This window comes from Streptococcus infantis, assembly GCF_047464415.1.
GTDB classification, from domain to species: Bacteria; Bacillota; Bacilli; order Lactobacillales; family Streptococcaceae; genus Streptococcus; species Streptococcus infantis_AE.
In genome coordinates this window covers 20,906-38,129 of sequence record NZ_JASHBX010000014.1, presented here as the reverse complement: position 1 = coordinate 38,129, position 17,224 = coordinate 20,906, and the positions used below count along the sequence as shown (strand labels likewise).

Below are 17,224 nucleotides of genomic sequence, written 5' to 3'. Positions count from 1 at the left end.
TCCTACTATTTTTCTTTTATAGTTTTTCAACACTTCCAGTTGAAAAATAGACATAAAATTCAAAGAGTTTAATTATAACGCAAACGTTTGCATATTCTTTGGCTTTATGCTACAATAATTCTCATCACTGTAAGTAAGAGGATCAACTATGAAAAATCAAACCCTAATGCAATATTTTGAGTGGTATTTGCCCCACGACGGTCAGCACTGGACACGCCTAGCTGACGACGCTGAACACTTAGCTAACTTGGGAATTAGTCACATCTGGATGCCACCTGCTTTTAAAGCAACAAATGAAAAAGACGTTGGTTATGGAGTATATGATCTATTCGACCTTGGCGAATTTAATCAGAAGGGTACTGTACGTACCAAGTATGGCTTTAAAGAAGACTATCTTCATGCCATCCAAACTTTAAAATCTCATGGGATTCAACCAATGGCTGATATCGTCTTAAATCATAAGGCAGCTGCCGATCATTTAGAATCCTTTCAAGTTATCGAAGTGGATCCAGAAGATCGAACTGTGGAACTAGGAGAACCTTTTACCATCAATGGCTGGACAGGCTTTACCTTTGATGGACGACAAAATACCTACAATGACTTCCACTGGCACTGGTACCACTTTACTGGAACTGACTATGATGCCAAGCGTCGTAAGTCTGGCATCTATTTGATTCAAGGTGATAATAAAGGCTGGGCTAACGAGGAATTAGTTGATAACGAAAATGGCAACTATGACTATCTCATGTATGCAGACCTAGATTTCAAGCATCCAGAAGTCATACAAAATATCTACGATTGGGCAAATTGGTTTATGGAAACGACTGGTGTAGCTGGTTTCCGTTTGGATGCAGTTAAACACATTGACTCTTTCTTTATGCGCAACTTCATTCGCGATATCAAAGAAAAATATGGTCAAGATTTCTATGTCTTTGGAGAATTCTGGAATCCAGACAAGGAAGCAAATCTGGATTACCTTGAAAAGATTGAAGAGCGCTTTGATCTTGTCGATGTTCGCCTTCACCAAAATCTCTTTGAAGCAAGCAAGACTGGAGAAGACTATGATTTAACAACCATCTTTGAGGATAGTCTAGTACAACTCAATCCAGACCGAGCTGTAACCTTTGTCGATAACCATGATACTCAACGTGGCCAAGCTCTTGAATCCACTGTTGAAGAATGGTTTAAACCAGCAGCCTACGCTCTTATTCTCCTACGTCAAGAAGGGCTTCCATGTGTATTTTACGGAGACTACTACGGTATTTCTGGTCAATATGCTCAGCAAGATTTCAAAGATGTTCTTGACCGTTTGCTAGCTATTCGAAAAGAGTTGGCTTACGGAGAGCAAACGGACTACTTTGATGACCCTAATTGTATCGGTTGGGTCCGTTCAGGAGCTGAAAATCAATCACCACTTGCCATCGTGATTTCTAATGCCCAAGCAAACTCTAAAACCATGTTCGTCGGTCAAGAATGGACTGACCAAACCTTTGTTGATTTACTAGGAAATCATCCTGACCAAGTAACTATTAATGCTGAAGGTTATGGAGATTTCCCAGCTACAGAACGCTCGCTTAGTGTATGGGGACTGGCTAACTAATCAATTAATACTCTTCGAAAATCTCTTCAAACCACGTCAGCTTCCATCTACAACCTCAAAGCAGTGCTTTGAGCAACCTGCGGCTCGCTTCCTAGTTTGCTCTTTGATTTTCATTGAGTATAAAACACACAAAAAATGCCCACAAGCTAGATTTTCTTTCTAGCCTGTAGGCATTTTTTTCTATTATCAATACTTAAAACTAGTCTTTCCAAAGATCCATAGCATTTTGAAAATCTGCAGAAACTTGAACATTTTGAGGATTAGTCGCTTCTCTCTCCTGACGCTTAGCCTCTACCTGGACTACACTCTTAATGCCTTCATGACGCCAGTTTCTTAGGATAGCTTGGATGTACTTCCAATTTGGTTTTCCATTCAAAACGGCCTCACGTAGGGCCTCTTTGATCAGGTTCGCACTGGTTCCGTCTTCTTTCAAACTCTTTTCCAAATCTTCGATCTCAAAAGGACTTAGGAGACGACCTAGCTCTTGTTGGAAGGTTTCCACCAAGTCTTTCAAATCATTTTTAGCGGGTAGCGCTTGGCTAGGCTCTTGCTGTTCAAAAAGTTGGTCTAAGCGCTCTAAAGCTAAAGTCGCATCAAAAATCACTTCTATCTCACCATTGAGTTCAATGGTTCGGTATTGAAGTAAGCCTTTTTCTGTCAAGCGCGAAATAGCTTGATTAACTTCAAAGACTTGCTTTCCAATTTTCTCTGCGATTTGACTTGGGGACAATTCCCCTAAGGCTGTTGTATTTTGTAGGTAAAAGAATTGCCAAACTAAGAAATCATCGCTTGATGAGAAAAGTTGATTGTAGTTTAAGAGCAGAGCACTTGGTAATACCAAGTTGCCTGATTTGAAAGCATCTAAATATGTCATAATTCCTCTTATAAATATCCAAAATGAGATACATCTTCTTCTGCACTCTTCCACTCAAAAGGCGTTTCTTGGTAAACTGCATAATTTACCCAGTTACTGAAAAAGAGAGCTGCTGAGGAACTCCAACGCATACAGGGAAGTTCATGGATGTCATCATTTTTGAAATAATTTTCTGGTATATGGGGATCTAAACCAGCATCTAGATCTCTAAAATATTCCTTGGCTAGCGTATCACGATCATACTCCAAATGCCCAAAGCTATAAACTTCTCTTAAATCTCGGCTTGCAAGGATAGAGATTCCCACTTCTTTTCCAGATGCTAAAATCTCTAGATTGGTTTTATTTACAATGTCTTCTTTGAGAATTTCTGTATGACGAGAATGAGGAGACACATACAAATCATCAAAACCTCTCAGCAAAAGATGACCTTCTTTTAAAACATCCTGAGGATAAATTCCCGAAAGCTTTTGAGCCATCTGGTGTTTATCTACGCCGTAACGATAGTAGAGGCCAGCCTGTGCTCCCCAGCAAATATGCAGGGTTGAAAAGACATGTGTCTTTGACCAATCGATGACCTGAGTAAATTCCTCCCAATAGTCCACTTCTTCAAAAGGAAGATGCTCAACCGGCGCTCCTGTGATAATCAAGCCATCAAAATACTGGTCTTGAACTTCCGAGAAGGTCTTATAAAAAGTCTCCATATGCTCAGAACGAGTTGTTTTCGACTGATGACTTTCCATATATAAGAAATCAATATCTAACTGCAAAGGAGTATTAGCTAAATGTCGTAAAAGCTGAGTCTCTGTAACCATCTTCTGTGGCATCAAGTTTAAAATCAGGATTTTCAGTGGTCGAATATCCTGATGAGCCGCCCGCTGGTCATCCATGACGAAAATATTTTCCGTTCGTAAAATCTCAACTGCTGGTAATTTTTTATCAATTCGAATCGGCATGGAAATCTCCTTACTGTATCAATTCTAGGCTCAAACGAACATACAGTCGTCAAATGAAAAATCAGCTGACGAAAGTTCTTCCCTTTATTATACTGTAAGAAGATATAGTTTTCAATTATAGTTTTTCTCTAACTAGATATAGCCTTTTTTTATATCAGATGAAGAGAAAACAGCCCTAGGGACTGTTTTTCATTAATAATGCATAAGCACTTTATAATCGTAATCTCCGATAGCTTCACGACCCTTAAGCTCATCAAGCTCAATCAAGAAGGCACAACCAGCTACGATACCACCAAGTTTTTCAATCATTTCGATGGTTGCTTTCACAGTACCACCTGTTGCCAAAAGGTCATCTACGATCAGAACACGTTGACCTGGTTTGATAGCATCTGCGTGCATAGTCAAAGTATCAACACCATATTCTTTTTCGTAATCAGCTGAAATGACCTCGCGTGGCAATTTCCCAGGTTTACGCACAGGAGCAAAACCAATTCCCAACTCAAAAGCAACTGGACATCCAACGATAAATCCACGCGCTTCTGGTCCTACGATCATATCAATCTTTTTGTCAGTAGCATATTGAACAATTTCACGAACAGCGTAGCTGTAGGCATTGCCGTTAGCCATCAAAGGGCTGATATCACGGAATGTAATTCCTTCTTGTGGATAATTTTCAATACTTGCAATGTAATCTTTTAAGTTCATAGCATTTCTTTCTTTTTAAGTTTTTACTCCCTATTATACCATAAATCTTAGAAAAGAGAAATAGAAAGAAACCCTGGAAACTGAGTCCAAGGCTTCTAATCAAATCTGTAACTATTGCACGTTTAATGAAATCTTTCCTTCTTTTTGCTTTTAGATTTTTGATTGAGTTGACGATTTTGTTCGATACGCCACTCTCGCTCAAAGTAGGACATGGTTTCAAATACTCTTCGCGGTAAACCGACGTCCAGCAAATAGATTGGGATTTTCAAAACATTTGATTGCTTTGCAGTCGAAAATCTACTTCGTAGACGATTCCATAAAGAGTTGGTTTTCAAAAGATCTTTATCATTAAAATGAACTTCAATAGTATAAAAATCCCTTGAACTTCTACCACCCTTGATTCTCATTAGAGAAAATGTTTCTACTTGCCCCCAGGAATAAAACTGCCAATCTTTTTTAGGATGTGGCTTATAGGAAAAACCTTGGGCCGTACATTTCAAATACTCTTTATCTGAAAAAAGAAGTCGCAAACGTTCATACAAAATCCATCCAACAATGATGATTAAGAATAAGACAAAGAGTCTTAATGCCACCAATCCCACAGGTGCCTCCTTGGGATAGGTCATCATAAAAGATAGGATCCAAAGAAGAAAAGCTAACTCAAGGAAGCAGAGAACAATAGTCCAAATGATTTTCTTACTGCTCCATTTGATAATTTTTCTTCCATTACGCCAACTCACTTAAATATTCATAGCGTTCATATTTTTCAAGCAAGGCTTCATTCTTCTCATCTAACTCTTTTTGAAGAGTAGCTAGTTTGCCAAAGTCAGAGCCATTGGCCTGCATTTCCTCTTCAATGACAGAGATACGGTTTTCCAAGGCTTCGATGTCACCTTCAATACTTGCCCACTCTTGCTTTTCTTGGTAGGTCATGCGTTTCTTTTCTTCACGGACCTTGACTACCTTTTCCTTCTCAGCCTTTTGAACTTGACTTGTTGCTTCTGCTTCGAAGGCTTTTTCATCTAGGTAGTCGGTGTAATGCCCAAAGAAAGGACGAATGCTACCATTCTCAAAAGCAAGAATCTTAGTCGCAACCTTATCAAGGAAATAGCGGTCGTGACTAACTGTCAAAACTGGACCTGCAAAGCCTTGCAAGAAATTTTCTAGAACTGTTAAGGTCGCAATGTCAAGGTCATTGGTTGGCTCGTCCAAAAGTAAAACATTGGGTTTTTCCAAAAGAAGTTTAAGGAGGTACAGACGTTTCTTCTCTCCACCTGACAGCTTCTCAATCAAAGTACCGTGCGTTGAACGAGGGAAAAGGAACTGTTCTAGCAACTCAGCGATAGAGGTCGTAGAGCCACCACTGGTCTTAACCTCTTCTGCCACTTCTTGTAGGTAATTGATAACTCGCTTACTCTCATCCAAGCCTTCGATTTGTTGAGAGAAATAGGCGATGCGAACTGTCTCACCGATAATAACCTCTCCTTCCGTTGGCTCAAGACTTCCCGCAATGAGATTGAGAAGAGTTGACTTACCAACACCATTGTCACCAACGATTCCGATACGGTCTTTAGCTTGAACCAAAAGGTTAAAATGTTGCAGAATCTGTTTGTCGTCATAGGCAAAGGAAACATCCTTGAACTCGATGACCTTTTTACCGATACGGCTAGTTTCAAAATTCATGCTCAAGTCTGTTTCAACACTAGTATCAGAAACCTCCTTTTTCAAGTCATGGAATCGATTGATGCGTGCTTGTTGCTTGGTTGCACGAGCCTGTGGTTGTCGTCTCATCCAGGCCAATTCTTGCTTGTAAAGCTGTTCCTTTTTGTGAAGAAGAGCTGCGTCGCGCTCATCCTGTTCCGCCTTGAGACGAACATAGTCTTGGTAATTTCCTTGATATTCTGTCAAACCAGCTCGGTCCAACTCGAAAATTCTCGTTGAAAGAGCATCTAGGAAGTAACGGTCGTGGGTGATAAAGAGAACCGTCTTCTTAGAATTTTTCAAGAAGAGGGTTAGCCACTCAATGGTCGCAATATCCAAGTGGTTGGTTGGTTCATCTAGTAACAAGAGGTCATGGTTGCCCAAAAGTACTTGGGCCAACTGAACCCGTCTTCGCAAACCACCTGACAGGGCTCCAACGGGAGTTGATAAATCCTGAATTCCCAACTTGCTGAGAACGGTCTTGACCTGACTCTCAATTTCCCAAGCTTGGAGGGAATCCATCTCTGCCATAACCCTTTCCAAACGTGCCTGCTTATCCTCACTGTAGTTGAGCATGAGCAATTCATACTCACGGATCAACTGGATTTCTTTCAAATCACTCGATAGAACAGTATCCAAGACAGTCTTGTTATCATCAAAATCTGGGTCCTGAGTCAAATAGCCAATCTTGTAATCATTTTTTGCCGAAAAAGGGCTTACGTCACCATCAAAACCTGAAACTCCAGAAAGCACATCTAAAAGGGTTGTTTTTCCAGTTCCGTTGACACCGATAAGACCGATTCTGTCCAAGTCATGAATGATAAAGGAAATATCCTTAAAGACGGTCTTGTCCCCAACGGATTTACTTAGTTTTTCAACAATAAAATCACTCATTTTTTCTCCCTCAAGTAGGCATGAATAGCTTCCAAGTTATTTTCCAAATCTCCATCCACAATAGCATACTCAATCTCTGCTAAAATTTCTCCCATTTCTGGTCCAGGTTGATAGCCGTATTCCTTGATCAAAATCCCACCATTGATTTGAATTTCTTTCTTATCATGGATAGTTAGGCTGTGATAAGTCTCTGTGATGACCTGTGGATTGACTTCTTTTCCTTGAGCCTGACGAAGATTTTCAGCCTGTAAAAGCAAATCTAGATCAAAGCGGTAACAATCGCGCTTGCTTAGTTCCCCTTCTTCACGAAGTTCTAAGATTGTTAGCAAATCTTGAACTTGCTTAGCGAATTGACGCGAAGTTTTCCAATGTTTCAAAAATTGTTGAGCATCTTCCACTTCTAAAACCCATAAAAGTGCAGCCCAGGCTTGCTCAGAAGATTCAAAGGTAAAATCAGTCTCTAAGTCAAACAAAGATTGGAGTTTGTCCTGACTACCAGCCATATCTGGAAGATAATCATAAGCTTTACTTGCAATCATAGAAGACAGACCTACTCGCCAATGAGGAGCTAGTAGAAGTTTATCAAATTCAACAAAAGTACGTTCCACAGAAATTTTCTCTAAGAGTGGCGTTAAGGTCTTCATCGCTTCAAAGGTTTCTTGCTCGAGTTCAAAACCAAGACTGGCTTGAAAACGAAATCCACGCATGATGCGTAGAGCATCTTCATTAAAACGTTCACTAGCTACACCAACTGCACGTAGAACTTGATTTTCTAAATCTTGTAAACCATCAAATAAATCAACGATTTCCCCTGTCTCATCCAAGGCAAAGGCATTGACTGTGAAATCACGTCGTTTGAGGTCCTCTTCTAACGAACGAACAAAAGAAACTGAACTTGGTCTACGGTAGTCTACATAGACATCTTCCGTTCTGAATGTGGTTACTTCGTACTCTTCATCTCCATCTAAAACCAAGACGGTTCCATGCTCAATGCCAATATCAGCTGTCCGTGGAAAAATCTGCTTGGTCTCTTCTGGATAAGATGAAGTCGCAATATCCACATCATGGATGGGACGATTGAGTAGGGCATCCCTAACAGAGCCTCCAACAAAATAGGCTTCAAATCCTGCTTCTTTAATTTTTTCTAATACTGGTAAAGCCTTCTGAAATTCAGAAGGCATTTGTGTTAATCTCATAATAAGTGTTCTAATCCATAGACAAGCTCATGACGCTTGACAACTTCTTTGATTCCCAAATTCACCCCTGTCATGAAGGAGCTACGATCATAGGAGTCATGACGTAGGGTCAATCCTTCTCCTTGATTTCCAAATATAACTTCCTGATGAGCTACCAAACCTGGCAAACGGACTGAGTGGATTCGCATACCATCAAAGTTAGCACCACGTGCACCTGAGATGATTTCTTCCTCATCACTCGCACCTTGTTGGATAGACTCACGAACCTCTGCCATCAATTCCGCTGTTTTGATAGCTGTTCCGCTAGGGGCATCTTTTTTCTTGTCATGGTGAAGCTCAATAATCTCTACATTTGGGAAGTATTTTGCAGCTTGTGCCGCAAATTGCATGAGTAAGACAGCACCCAAGGCAAAGTTAGGAGCAATCAAGCCACCCAAGTTTTTAGAACGAGAAAATTCTTTTAGTTCTTCAATCTCTTGACTAGTAAAACCTGTTGTTCCAACGACAGGTGCAAAGCCATTTTCAAGCGCAAAACGGGTATTCTCATAGGCAACAGCTGGTGTTGTAAAGTCCACCCAGACATCTGCTTCAAAGCCTGCCAAGTCATTCTTATCATTGAATACTGGAATTCCCTGCCATTCTGTTGCAGTTTCGAAAGGATCCAATACTGCTACTAGTTCAAGTTCAGGATCAGACAAAACCATCTGACAAGCAGATTGTCCCATTCTCCCCTTAAAACCAGCAATAATTACTCGAATACTCATCTCAATCTCTACTCCTGTTTAAGATACAAAGGACCTTAGCTGCCCATGAAAAATAGGGAATGGCGCTGACTTTCCACGAAAGGAAAGACAGGCATCTTTTTTCAAGAGGTAGGTAGTCCGTGTTCAGTTTCTAAGATACAAAGCCTGTAAGAACACAAAGTGAAAATAGGAGTTCTGATCAAGGAGTATCTACTCCTTGGAAGAACTATCTTTTTCACACAGAGTTCCAGGCGTGTTCAATTCTAAGATACAAAGGACCTTAACTGTCCATGAAAAATAGTCTAGATTATGGGTGTATAGCCCAGAGCAATACTTCCTTCTCCCAGGTGAGTCCCAATAACACTACCGAAGGTTGCAATTGAAACATCTGTAGCCACTCCACCATCTATCAAAAACTGGCGCAAATCTGCTGCTTTTTGAGGAGCATTCCCGTGAATGACAGTAATCTGGTAATTCCCATTAGCTGTTGCTTCTTTAACAATTTCAACTAAGCGTTTTGTAGCCTTTTTCTCTGTACGAACCTTTTCATATACTTCTATCACACCTTGGTCATTGAAATATAGGATTGGCTTGATACTAAGGAGATTCCCCAAAATGGCTGCACCATTAGAGAGTCGTCCCCCCTTAACTAGATGGTCAAGATCATCCACCATGATAAAGGCTGAAGTTTTCTGGATTTGATTTTCCAACTGATCTAAAATGGTAGTAAACTCTTCGCCTTGCTCAGCCCATCTAAAGACACTCTCAACCATATAGCCTAGAGGAGCGCTTGTAGTACGGGTATCAGGAAAGGCAATGGTTAACCCTTCATATTCATCCTTCATATACTGGATATTTTGGTGAAATCCTGAAATTCCAGAAGATAAGAAAAGGCCCAAGGCATGTGTGTAGCCTTTATCTTTTAAAGATGATAAAATTTCATCCAACTTGGCAATACTTGGTTGGCTCGTTTTTGGCAATTCGCTTGCTGAAGCCATTTTTTCATAAAATTCTTGAGCGGTTAGATTTACACCTTCAACATACTCCTGTCCATCGATATTCACAGGAATGTCTAGCACAAATAAATCTTCTTTCCGCAAGGTTTCCGCTTGTAGAAAAGCAGATGAGTCTGTTATGACCGCTAATTTCATTTCTTAAAACTCCAAATTAATTCCCGGTATATCAAGGGCAATTTCTGTTACTTCATAAGTCAAACGATTAAGCATATCCAAACATGGACGAGCTAGTGTCTCAACCTCTTCTTGGCTGAAATCACTTGGTTGATCGATAATACGACCTTCAACATGATTGACTTGAGAAATCGTTCCACTAATGACAAATCTATCAAAGACAATCATAAAGCTCAAAACAACTACTAAAGAGGTCACTTGATTTTCTTGATCATGCTGAAGCAACTGGAAGTTTACATCTACCTTAGTTTCAGGTGCTCCATTTTCATTTTCCCATTCAAAGTTACGCGCATCGAAGTGATACTGACTAACAAATTCTTGTTCACGTTTTAAATTCATTTTCATCTCCATTGGTACAATATAGTTGCCATTGTACCATATTTTTTTATTTTCTGCTAGATTTACTAAATACCAATCTCAGTTTTAACAACTTCAGCAATAGTGTCTACATAGTAGTCTACTTCCTCAGTGGTTGGGGCTTCAGCCATGACACGCAAGAGTGGCTCCGTTCCACTTGGGCGAACGAGGATGCGGCCATTGCCTGCCATTTCTGCTTCCATCTTCTCGATAATATCCTTGATAGCTGGCACTTCCATAGCTTTTTCTTTCATGGCATTTTCCACACGGATATTGACCAATTTTTGTGGGTAAATGGTCACTTCTGAGGCCAATTGAGACAAACTCTTACCTGTTTCTTGCATGATCTTCGTCAATTGAACTGCTGAAAGCTGACCATCACCAGTAGTATTATAGTCCATCAAGATAACGTGACCTGACTGCTCACCACCGAGATTGTAGCCAGATTTTCTCATTTCTTCAACGACATAGCGGTCTCCAACAGCAGTGACTGCTTTATTGATACCCTCACGATCCAAGGCCTTATGGAAACCAAGGTTGGACATAACTGTTGTTACGATCGTGTTTTGGGCCAACTGACCTTTTTCAGAAAGGTATTTACCAATAATGTACATAATCTTGTCACCATCGACAATTTCTCCGTTTTCATCAACTGCAATCAAACGGTCGCTATCACCATCAAAGGCTAAACCAATGGCAGACTGGCTTTCTTTCACAAGTTCTTGTAAGGCTTCTGGATGAGTTGAACCAACGTTCAAGTTGATGTTAAGACCATCTGGTGTTTCACCAATAACTGTTAATTGAGCACCTAGGTCTGCAAAAATTTGACGAGCACTTGTTGCAGCTGCTCCGTTAGCAGTGTCCAAGGCAACCTTCATCCCTTCAAGAGGAGTTCCAGTTGAAACGAGGTAGGCTTCATATTTACGCAAACCTTCTGGGTAGTCTACAACCGTACCTAAGCCCTCTGCACTTGGACGTGGAAGAGTATCTTCACTTGCATCAAGCAAGGCTTCGATTTCTGCTTCTTTGTCATCGTCTAGTTTAAAGCCGTCACCACCAAAGAATTTAATTCCGTTATCAAGAGCTGGATTGTGACTTGCTGAAATCATGACACCTGCACTCGCTCCCTCAGTTTTCACCAAGTAAGCTACTGCTGGTGTTGCAAGAACTCCAAGCTTATAAACGTGAATTCCGACTGAAAGGAGACCAGCAATCAAGGCAGATTCAAGCATTTGACCTGAGATACGAGTGTCACGTCCTACAAAAACTTTTGGTGCTTCAGTCGTATGTTGACTGAGGACATAACCTCCAAAACGTCCCAATTTAAAAGCTAATTCTGGAGTTAATTCTACGTTTGCTTCTCCACGGACTCCGTCCGTTCCAAAATATTTACCCATTTTTTTATCCTTTTCTATTGTTTTATTAATCTTTTTTTGAAGAGTCTGGCTTGGTTTCAGAACCAGTTGAAGACGAACTGCCCGAAGATGAGCTAGTAGTTGAAGAGCTTGAACTACTAGCTGATCGAACTTGTTTCGTTGTTATCTTCATGGTTGTTTCATACGGTGTAATCACCGTTGGTAAAACTGTTCCATTCTTATCAATAGCTTGTAGAGGAACTGAACCTGTATAATTTCCTGTAATTTTTTCACTAGTTGGTAAAACAGCCACAATCTTATCAATCTTAGACAAGGTATCAACATCACTAGTAACCGAAACGCGTTCATCTGAAACAGTCACACTATCGATAAGAATTCGTTCATCAACCTTACCAGAGTCAATCTGTGGAGTGACTGGTAAATTATCCCGTGTTGCTTTCTTCCCAATTTTAACGGTGATTTTCTGCGGTGTTGCTAGGGCTGTTAAACCGTTCGGAAGATTTTCAATTGTCAAGGGAACTTCAACGGTTCCTTCTGTCGCCTGTGTTAAATCTGCAGTAACCTTAAATTTACGAGTGCTTTCTTGCATCTCACTAGCTAAGGTTACTCGATTGGATCCAGTTAAAAATACCGTTACTTCTGAACTAAAACCGCTAATAAAATACTGCTCACTATCGTACTGAATATCAATCGGTACATTTACGACTGTATTGGTATAGGTTTCTGTTCGAGCCGGTCTTGCATTATTATTATTTTGGTAATTAATAGAGGTAGCGTAGATAAATAAAACGCAAGCAAAGAGGAGTGAGGAGATGATATATAAACTATTTTTTTTCATTCTTCCAGCCTCCTAATATACGCTCTGATAAGCTTGGCTCTTGTGAATTTTCCGGAATCAGTATACGACGTAGTTCTTCCTCAAATTCTTCCATCGTTAAATCATGCTTAAAGACACCATTATAGGTAATGGAAATGCCTCCAGTTTCTTCTGACACAACAAATGTTAAGGCGTCTGATACTTCAGATAAACCAATGGCTGCACGGTGTCGCGTTCCAAACTCCTTAGAAATATCAGTGTTTTCAGTAAGTGGAAGATAAGCAGATGTTACAGCTATTCGATCACCTTTTATAATGACTGCACCATCATGTAAAGGTGTGTTTGGAATGAAGATATTGATTAAGAGTTCTGCAGAAATCTTAGCATCTAAAGGAATCCCCGTGGAAATATATTCCTGCAAGGTTCTGACACGCTGAACAGAGACCAGTGCTCCAATTTTACGAGGGCTCATATATTCAACTGCCTTAACAAAGGCCTGAATCATCTGTTCTTCTGAACTCATTGGTGTACTTGAAAAGAAATCAGTCGCACGTCCCAAGCGCTCTAAACCTGTCCGAATTTCTGGAGAGAAAATAACTACCGCTGCGATAACACCGTAAGTAATCAATTGATTGATCAACCAGGAAATAGTTGTCAAGCCTAGGGTATTTGCTGCTATCTGAGCTAAGATAAAAACTAAAACACCTCGAACCAGGATCATAATCTTGGTTCCTGCAATTGATTTTGTAAATTGGTATAAGATATAGGCAACGATAAGAATATCAATCACATTTATCAGAATACTCCAAGGACTGGAAAACAAACTAGACCAGTATTGAAGATTAGATAATTGCTGAAAATTCATTCTAGGCCTCCTCTCCATAAAAAAGCTACTCTTCATTATATCATTTTATATAAAAATTTTCTTCCCCCTACTTCATTTTAAATTGGTAGAAAATATGATAGAATAAAATGATAGAAATGAATTAAGGAGAAACCATGTCTGAACTATATGATATTACCATTGTAGGAGGTGGACCTGTCGGTCTTTTCGCAGCCTTTTATGCTCACCTTCGTCAAGCCAAAGTACAAATCATCGATTCTCTTCCTCAACTAGGTGGTCAACCTGCCATCCTATATCCTGAAAAACAAATTCTCGATGTTCCAGGTTTTCCAAACCTCACAGGGGAAGAATTGACTAACCGCCTTCTGGAACAACTTGAAGGGTTTGAGACACCTGTTCACCTCAATGAAACTGTTCTTGAGATTGAAAAAGAGGATGATGTTTTTAAGATTACAACCAATAAGGGAAATCATACTTCTAAAACCGTTATTATTGCTATGGGTGGTGGTGCTTTTAAACCACGTCCACTCGAATTAGAAGGTGTTGAAGGCTATGACAATATCCACTACCACGTTTCTAATATTCAACAATATGCTGGTCAGAAGGTAACCATCCTGGGTGGTGGTGACTCAGCCGTTGACTGGGCTTTAGCTTTTGAAAAGATTGCTCCAACTACACTTGTTCACCGTCGCGATAACTTCCGTGCACTTGAGCATAGCGTACAGGCCTTGCAAGAGTCTTCTGTAACTATCAAAACACCATTTGTGCCGAGTCAACTTCTTGGTGACGGCCAAACTCTTGACAAGCTTGAAATCACAAAAGTCAAATCCGATGAAACCGAAACCATTGAATTGGACCACCTCTTTGTCAACTATGGCTTTAAATCTTCTGTCGGTAATCTTAAAAAATGGGGATTAGAACTGAACCGCCACAAGATTATCGTCAATAGCAAGCAAGAGTCAAGCCAAGCTGGAATTTATGCTATCGGTGACTGCTGCTACTACGAAGGTAAGATTGACTTGATTGCAACAGGTCTTGGTGAAGCACCAACTGCTGTCAACAATGCCATTAACTACATTGACCCAGAACAGAAAGTACAACCAAAACACTCTACAAGTCTATAAGAAAAGAACCACGAATCATGCGATTCGTGGTTTTTACAATTCCTCTGCGATTTTGTTGATCTTTCTCAAGCGATGATTGACACCACTTTTGGTTAAGGGATTTGTCAGACTATCTGCCAACTTTTGAATAGAATAGTCTGGATGCTGGATACGCAGACGGGCGACTTCCTGCAAGTCTGCTGGCAGATTATCCAAACCAATTCTATCTTTGATTTTACTGATATTGTTAATGGTTTTCATACTCGCTGAAACCGTACGAGAAATATTTGCCGTCTCTGCATTATTGGCACGATTGAGGTCATTTCGAGTTTCTCGGAGAATCTTGACACCTTCAAAAGTATCACGTGCCTGCATAGCTCCTACTAAAATCAGGAAATCCATAATATCTTCTGCTCGCTGGAGATAGGTCACTGCACCTTTTTTTCGTTCAATCACCTTGGCATCTAACAAGAACTGCTGCAAGAGCGAAGCGATCCCTTGGGCATGATCTAGATAAACTGAACTAATTTCCAGCTGATACTTGCCTGACTCGGGATCTCGAATACTCCCGTTTGCTAAAAAAGCACCACAGAGATAGGCACGACCTGCTTCTTCATCTCCTAAAATATCTGGATCAATTCCCGTCTCCAGACCAAAGAAAGAATCAGCCAGACGCAAATCCGCTAAAAGTTCTTGGACTTGTTCATCTGTAAACACAGTATAGACCCGATTTTTACGAAGATTGCTTCTCTGATGATGACGAATCTCCGACTTAATACCATAAAAGTGTAAGAACGATTCATAAAGATGGCGGGCAAGCTTGGCACTCTCTGTAACAACGGATAAGGTCAAGCCAGAACTAGACAAACCTACGCTTCCAGACATCTTAATAATGGCTGATAACTCATAGCGACTCAGGTGGTGTTGACCTAGGATTTCTTCTTTTACTGCTACTGTGAAACTCATTTTCTCACCTGTATGATTCGCATGAGCTCATCTACGATTAAATCCCCATCATGGAAGGCACCACCATTTTCCAAACGTAGGAAGTTGGATGAAATGACACGGGGGACTTGCTTACGTAAGCCTTCAAAATCATGCTCAACCTGAACTAGATACTCATCGAAACGGTTGGTGTCCATATAGTCTCTTGGAACCTTTTCGATATTAACAAGTACGGTATCAATAAAGGGGCGACCAAGATGACGATGCAAGACTTCCACATGATCACTATCTGTAAAATGCTCAGTCTCACCACGTTGGGTCATGATATTGCAAACATAAGCCACCTCTGCTTTGGTTTCAAGAAGGGCTTGTCCAATCTCTTCAATGACAATATTCGGCAAAATGGAGGTAAAGAGTGAACCAGGTCCTAAGACAATCATATCACTCTCAAGAATGGTATTGACAACTCGACGGCTAGCCTGCGGTTTTTCATCATTCAGGGTATTGGTGACATAAACATGGTCAATCATGCCTGGATGGTCTGCAATGTGACTTTCCCCAGCTACTTCTGAACCATCTTTAAAGACTGCATGCAAGGTCAAGGGGTGATCACTAGATGGATAAATCTTTCCAGTCGTATGGAAAAATTTACTCAGTAGTTGCATGGCATTATAGGTTGAACCCTGCATTTCAGAAAGCCCTGCTATGAGAATATTCCCCAGCGGATGTCCAGCAAAGGCACCTGCATCCTCCGAAAAGCGGTATTGAAAAACCTTCTCATAGAACTTTGGCATATCTGACATGGCAACAAGGACATTGCGTAAATCACCAGGTGGTGTCAACTGCTGCATATTTTTACGCAGTTCACCTGAAGAACCTCCGTCATCAGCAACAGTTACAATGGCTGCAATGTCCACATCTCTTTCCCGCAAACTTTTTAAAATAACAGGGATTCCAGTTCCTCCACCAATCACCGTAATTTTTGGTTTTCTCATGAACGGTTTACCGTTTCCTTTCTTCGGTCTTTATCACGATGACTTTCATTTACAGGCCAATTTTTAGACAAATCAGTGGCTAATCGTTTGGCGAAGGCAACGCTTCGGTGTTGCCCGCCTGTACAACCTACTGCAATGGTTAAAACAGATTTTCCTTCTTTTTTGTAGCCAGGTAGGATTGGTTCAATCAAAGCCAACAAATGGCGGTAGAAATCCTCAGATTCCTCATGATTCATAACATAGTCATAAACGGCCTGGTCTTCACCTGTCTGATTGCGAAGTTCTGGTAGATAGTAGGGATTTGGGAGGAAACGAACATCAAATACCAAGTCAGCATCAATAGGAATGCCATATTTAAACCCGAAAGACATAACCTCAATACGGAAGGACTGAGCCTGTTCTTGATCTGAAAACTGTTCTGCAATGGTCTTTCGAAGTTCACGTGGAGTTAACTCTGTCGTGTCAACCACGTTTTGACTCATATTTTTCAAGGGTGCCAAGAGTTCACGTTCCAGCTTAATTCCGTCCAAAATACGACCATCTGCTGCCAGAGGGTGACTTCTTCTAGTTTCCTTATAACGTGCCACCAATTCCTTATCTGCCGCATCCAAAAAGAGGATTTTAAAGTCTAAATCATCTTGGTTTTCCAATTCATCCAAGACAGCCTGAATCTCTGAGAAGAAAGAACGACTACGCATATCAACCACTAGGGCCAACTTGTGGTCATCATCCTTGGTCTCAACTAACTGTAAAAATTTTGGTAAGAGGGCAGGTGGCATATTATCAATGGTAAAATATCCTAAATCTTCAAAGGATTGAATAGCTACAGTTTTTCCTGCACCACTCATCCCTGTAACAATCACCAGGTGAAGTTGTTTCTTTGTCATCTTTGTCTCCTTATATCAAAAGAAGTTTGGAAGAACCAAACTTC

Annotated in this window: 17 protein-coding genes; 2 read left to right on the top strand and 15 right to left on the bottom strand. The window is 40.5% G+C overall.

Annotated features, from left to right (window positions below):
* The first annotated feature begins 148 nt into the window (after positions 1-148).
* The gene (locus tag QM460_RS08585) at positions 149-1,600 is read left to right on the top strand and encodes an alpha-amylase (RefSeq protein WP_414289831.1); all 1,452 of its coding nucleotides are present in this window, start codon (positions 149-151) and stop codon (positions 1,598-1,600) included.
* 199 nt (positions 1,601-1,799) lie between these two features.
* On the opposite strand, the gene QM460_RS08580 is transcribed toward QM460_RS08585, so the two are convergent.
* The 12 genes from QM460_RS08580 to cdaA form a co-directional block, all read right to left on the bottom strand.
* The gene (locus QM460_RS08580; protein WP_414289830.1) at positions 1,800-2,474 is read right to left on the bottom strand and encodes a DnaD domain-containing protein; all 675 of its coding nucleotides are present in this window, start codon (positions 2,472-2,474) and stop codon (positions 1,800-1,802) included.
* Between the two features lie 8 nt (positions 2,475-2,482).
* Entirely contained in the window at positions 2,483-3,427 is a 945-nt protein-coding gene (gene metA, locus QM460_RS08575) for a homoserine O-acetyltransferase MetA (RefSeq protein ID WP_001122704.1), read from the bottom strand.
* Positions 3,428-3,619: 192 nt separating this feature from the next.
* Positions 3,620-4,132: an adenine phosphoribosyltransferase gene (locus QM460_RS08570; RefSeq protein ID WP_006145170.1), complete on the bottom strand. Its 513-nt coding sequence runs from the start codon at positions 4,130-4,132 to the stop codon at positions 3,620-3,622.
* Between the two features lie 122 nt (positions 4,133-4,254).
* Positions 4,255-4,872, bottom strand: coding sequence for a hypothetical protein (locus tag QM460_RS08565; RefSeq protein WP_414289829.1), 618 nt, complete (start codon positions 4,870-4,872; stop codon positions 4,255-4,257).
* Positions 4,859-6,727 carry an ABC-F family ATP-binding cassette domain-containing protein gene (locus tag QM460_RS08560; protein WP_414289828.1) on the bottom strand — a complete coding sequence of 623 codons (1,869 nt, stop codon included), beginning with the start codon at positions 6,725-6,727 and terminating at the stop codon, positions 4,859-4,861. The genes QM460_RS08565 and QM460_RS08560 overlap by 14 nt, the downstream gene beginning before the upstream one ends.
* Positions 6,724-7,923, bottom strand: a complete 1,200-nt coding sequence (locus QM460_RS08555; RefSeq protein ID WP_414289827.1) for a CCA tRNA nucleotidyltransferase — start codon at positions 7,921-7,923, stop codon at positions 6,724-6,726. The genes QM460_RS08560 and QM460_RS08555 overlap by 4 nt, the downstream gene beginning before the upstream one ends.
* Positions 7,920-8,687, bottom strand: a complete 768-nt coding sequence (gene dapB / locus QM460_RS08550; protein WP_414282625.1) for a 4-hydroxy-tetrahydrodipicolinate reductase — start codon at positions 8,685-8,687, stop codon at positions 7,920-7,922. Before dapB ends, QM460_RS08555 begins: the two co-directional genes overlap by 4 nt.
* Before the next feature lie 281 nt (positions 8,688-8,968).
* Positions 8,969-9,817 carry a DegV family protein gene (locus tag QM460_RS08545; RefSeq protein ID WP_414289826.1) on the bottom strand — a complete coding sequence of 283 codons (849 nt, stop codon included), beginning with the start codon at positions 9,815-9,817 and terminating at the stop codon, positions 8,969-8,971.
* A 3-nt stretch (positions 9,818-9,820) separates the two neighbouring features.
* Positions 9,821-10,195 (bottom strand): DUF1149 family protein, encoded by a 375-nt coding sequence (locus tag QM460_RS08540; RefSeq protein ID WP_153224934.1) that lies wholly within the window; start codon positions 10,193-10,195, stop codon positions 9,821-9,823.
* 65 nt (positions 10,196-10,260) lie between these two features.
* Entirely contained in the window at positions 10,261-11,610 is a 1,350-nt protein-coding gene (glmM, locus tag QM460_RS08535; RefSeq protein WP_414289825.1) for a phosphoglucosamine mutase, read from the bottom strand.
* A gap of 25 nt (positions 11,611-11,635) precedes the next feature.
* Positions 11,636-12,427 carry a YbbR-like domain-containing protein gene (locus QM460_RS08530; protein ID WP_414289824.1) on the bottom strand — a complete coding sequence of 264 codons (792 nt, stop codon included), beginning with the start codon at positions 12,425-12,427 and terminating at the stop codon, positions 11,636-11,638.
* The gene (gene cdaA / locus QM460_RS08525) at positions 12,414-13,271 is read right to left on the bottom strand and encodes a diadenylate cyclase CdaA (RefSeq protein WP_414257924.1); all 858 of its coding nucleotides are present in this window, start codon (positions 13,269-13,271) and stop codon (positions 12,414-12,416) included. The genes QM460_RS08530 and cdaA overlap by 14 nt, the downstream gene beginning before the upstream one ends.
* Before the next feature lie 134 nt (positions 13,272-13,405).
* Here cdaA and QM460_RS08520 point away from each other — a divergent pair, with 134 nt between their 5' ends.
* Positions 13,406-14,374: an NAD(P)/FAD-dependent oxidoreductase gene (locus tag QM460_RS08520; protein WP_045763532.1), complete on the top strand. Its 969-nt coding sequence runs from the start codon at positions 13,406-13,408 to the stop codon at positions 14,372-14,374.
* Between the two features lie 33 nt (positions 14,375-14,407).
* Here the strand turns inward: QM460_RS08520 and whiA are convergent, their stop codons facing one another.
* From whiA to rapZ, 3 genes are read right to left on the bottom strand one after another with little or no spacing between them, the layout of a single operon-like run.
* Positions 14,408-15,319 (bottom strand): DNA-binding protein WhiA, encoded by a 912-nt coding sequence (gene whiA / locus QM460_RS08515; RefSeq protein WP_414289823.1) that lies wholly within the window; start codon positions 15,317-15,319, stop codon positions 14,408-14,410.
* On the bottom strand, positions 15,316-16,293 hold the full coding sequence (locus QM460_RS08510) for a YvcK family protein (protein WP_049527543.1): 978 nt from the start codon (positions 16,291-16,293) through the stop codon (positions 15,316-15,318). Before QM460_RS08510 ends, whiA begins: the two co-directional genes overlap by 4 nt.
* A complete protein-coding gene (gene rapZ / locus QM460_RS08505; protein WP_049527541.1) occupies positions 16,290-17,180 on the bottom strand; it encodes an RNase adapter RapZ in 891 nt (296 codons plus the stop codon). The genes QM460_RS08510 and rapZ overlap by 4 nt, the downstream gene beginning before the upstream one ends.
* Positions 17,181-17,224 lie beyond the last annotated feature (44 nt).

What these genes read in the sequence shown, in the direction of transcription:
- QM460_RS08545 (WP_414289826.1), bottom strand. Translation starts at nt 9,817, where the DNA reads ATGAAATTAGCGGTCATAACAGACTCATCTGCTTTTCTACAAGCGGAA.
- QM460_RS08580 (WP_414289830.1), bottom strand. Translation starts at nt 2,474, where the DNA reads ATGACATATTTAGATGCTTTCAAATCAGGCAACTTGGTATTACCAAGT.
- dapB (WP_414282625.1), bottom strand. Translation starts at nt 8,687, where the DNA reads ATGAGTATTCGAGTAATTATTGCTGGTTTTAAGGGGAGAATGGGACAA.
- QM460_RS08520 (WP_045763532.1), top strand. Translation starts at nt 13,406, where the DNA reads ATGTCTGAACTATATGATATTACCATTGTAGGAGGTGGACCTGTCGGT.
- QM460_RS08585 (WP_414289831.1), top strand. Translation starts at nt 149, where the DNA reads ATGAAAAATCAAACCCTAATGCAATATTTTGAGTGGTATTTGCCCCAC.
- QM460_RS08555 (WP_414289827.1), bottom strand. Translation starts at nt 7,923, where the DNA reads ATGAGATTAACACAAATGCCTTCTGAATTTCAGAAGGCTTTACCAGTA.
- whiA (WP_414289823.1), bottom strand. Translation starts at nt 15,319, where the DNA reads ATGAGTTTCACAGTAGCAGTAAAAGAAGAAATCCTAGGTCAACACCAC.
- glmM (WP_414289825.1), bottom strand. Translation starts at nt 11,610, where the DNA reads ATGGGTAAATATTTTGGAACGGACGGAGTCCGTGGAGAAGCAAACGTA.
- rapZ (WP_049527541.1), bottom strand. Translation starts at nt 17,180, where the DNA reads ATGACAAAGAAACAACTTCACCTGGTGATTGTTACAGGGATGAGTGGT.
- QM460_RS08510 (WP_049527543.1), bottom strand. Translation starts at nt 16,293, where the DNA reads ATGAGAAAACCAAAAATTACGGTGATTGGTGGAGGAACTGGAATCCCT.
- QM460_RS08530 (WP_414289824.1), bottom strand. Translation starts at nt 12,427, where the DNA reads ATGAAAAAAAATAGTTTATATATCATCTCCTCACTCCTCTTTGCTTGC.
- cdaA (WP_414257924.1), bottom strand. Translation starts at nt 13,271, where the DNA reads ATGAATTTTCAGCAATTATCTAATCTTCAATACTGGTCTAGTTTGTTT.
- metA (WP_001122704.1), bottom strand. Translation starts at nt 3,427, where the DNA reads ATGCCGATTCGAATTGATAAAAAATTACCAGCAGTTGAGATTTTACGA.
- QM460_RS08570 (WP_006145170.1), bottom strand. Translation starts at nt 4,132, where the DNA reads ATGAACTTAAAAGATTACATTGCAAGTATTGAAAATTATCCACAAGAA.
- QM460_RS08540 (WP_153224934.1), bottom strand. Translation starts at nt 10,195, where the DNA reads ATGAATTTAAAACGTGAACAAGAATTTGTTAGTCAGTATCACTTCGAT.
- QM460_RS08560 (WP_414289828.1), bottom strand. Translation starts at nt 6,727, where the DNA reads ATGAGTGATTTTATTGTTGAAAAACTAAGTAAATCCGTTGGGGACAAG.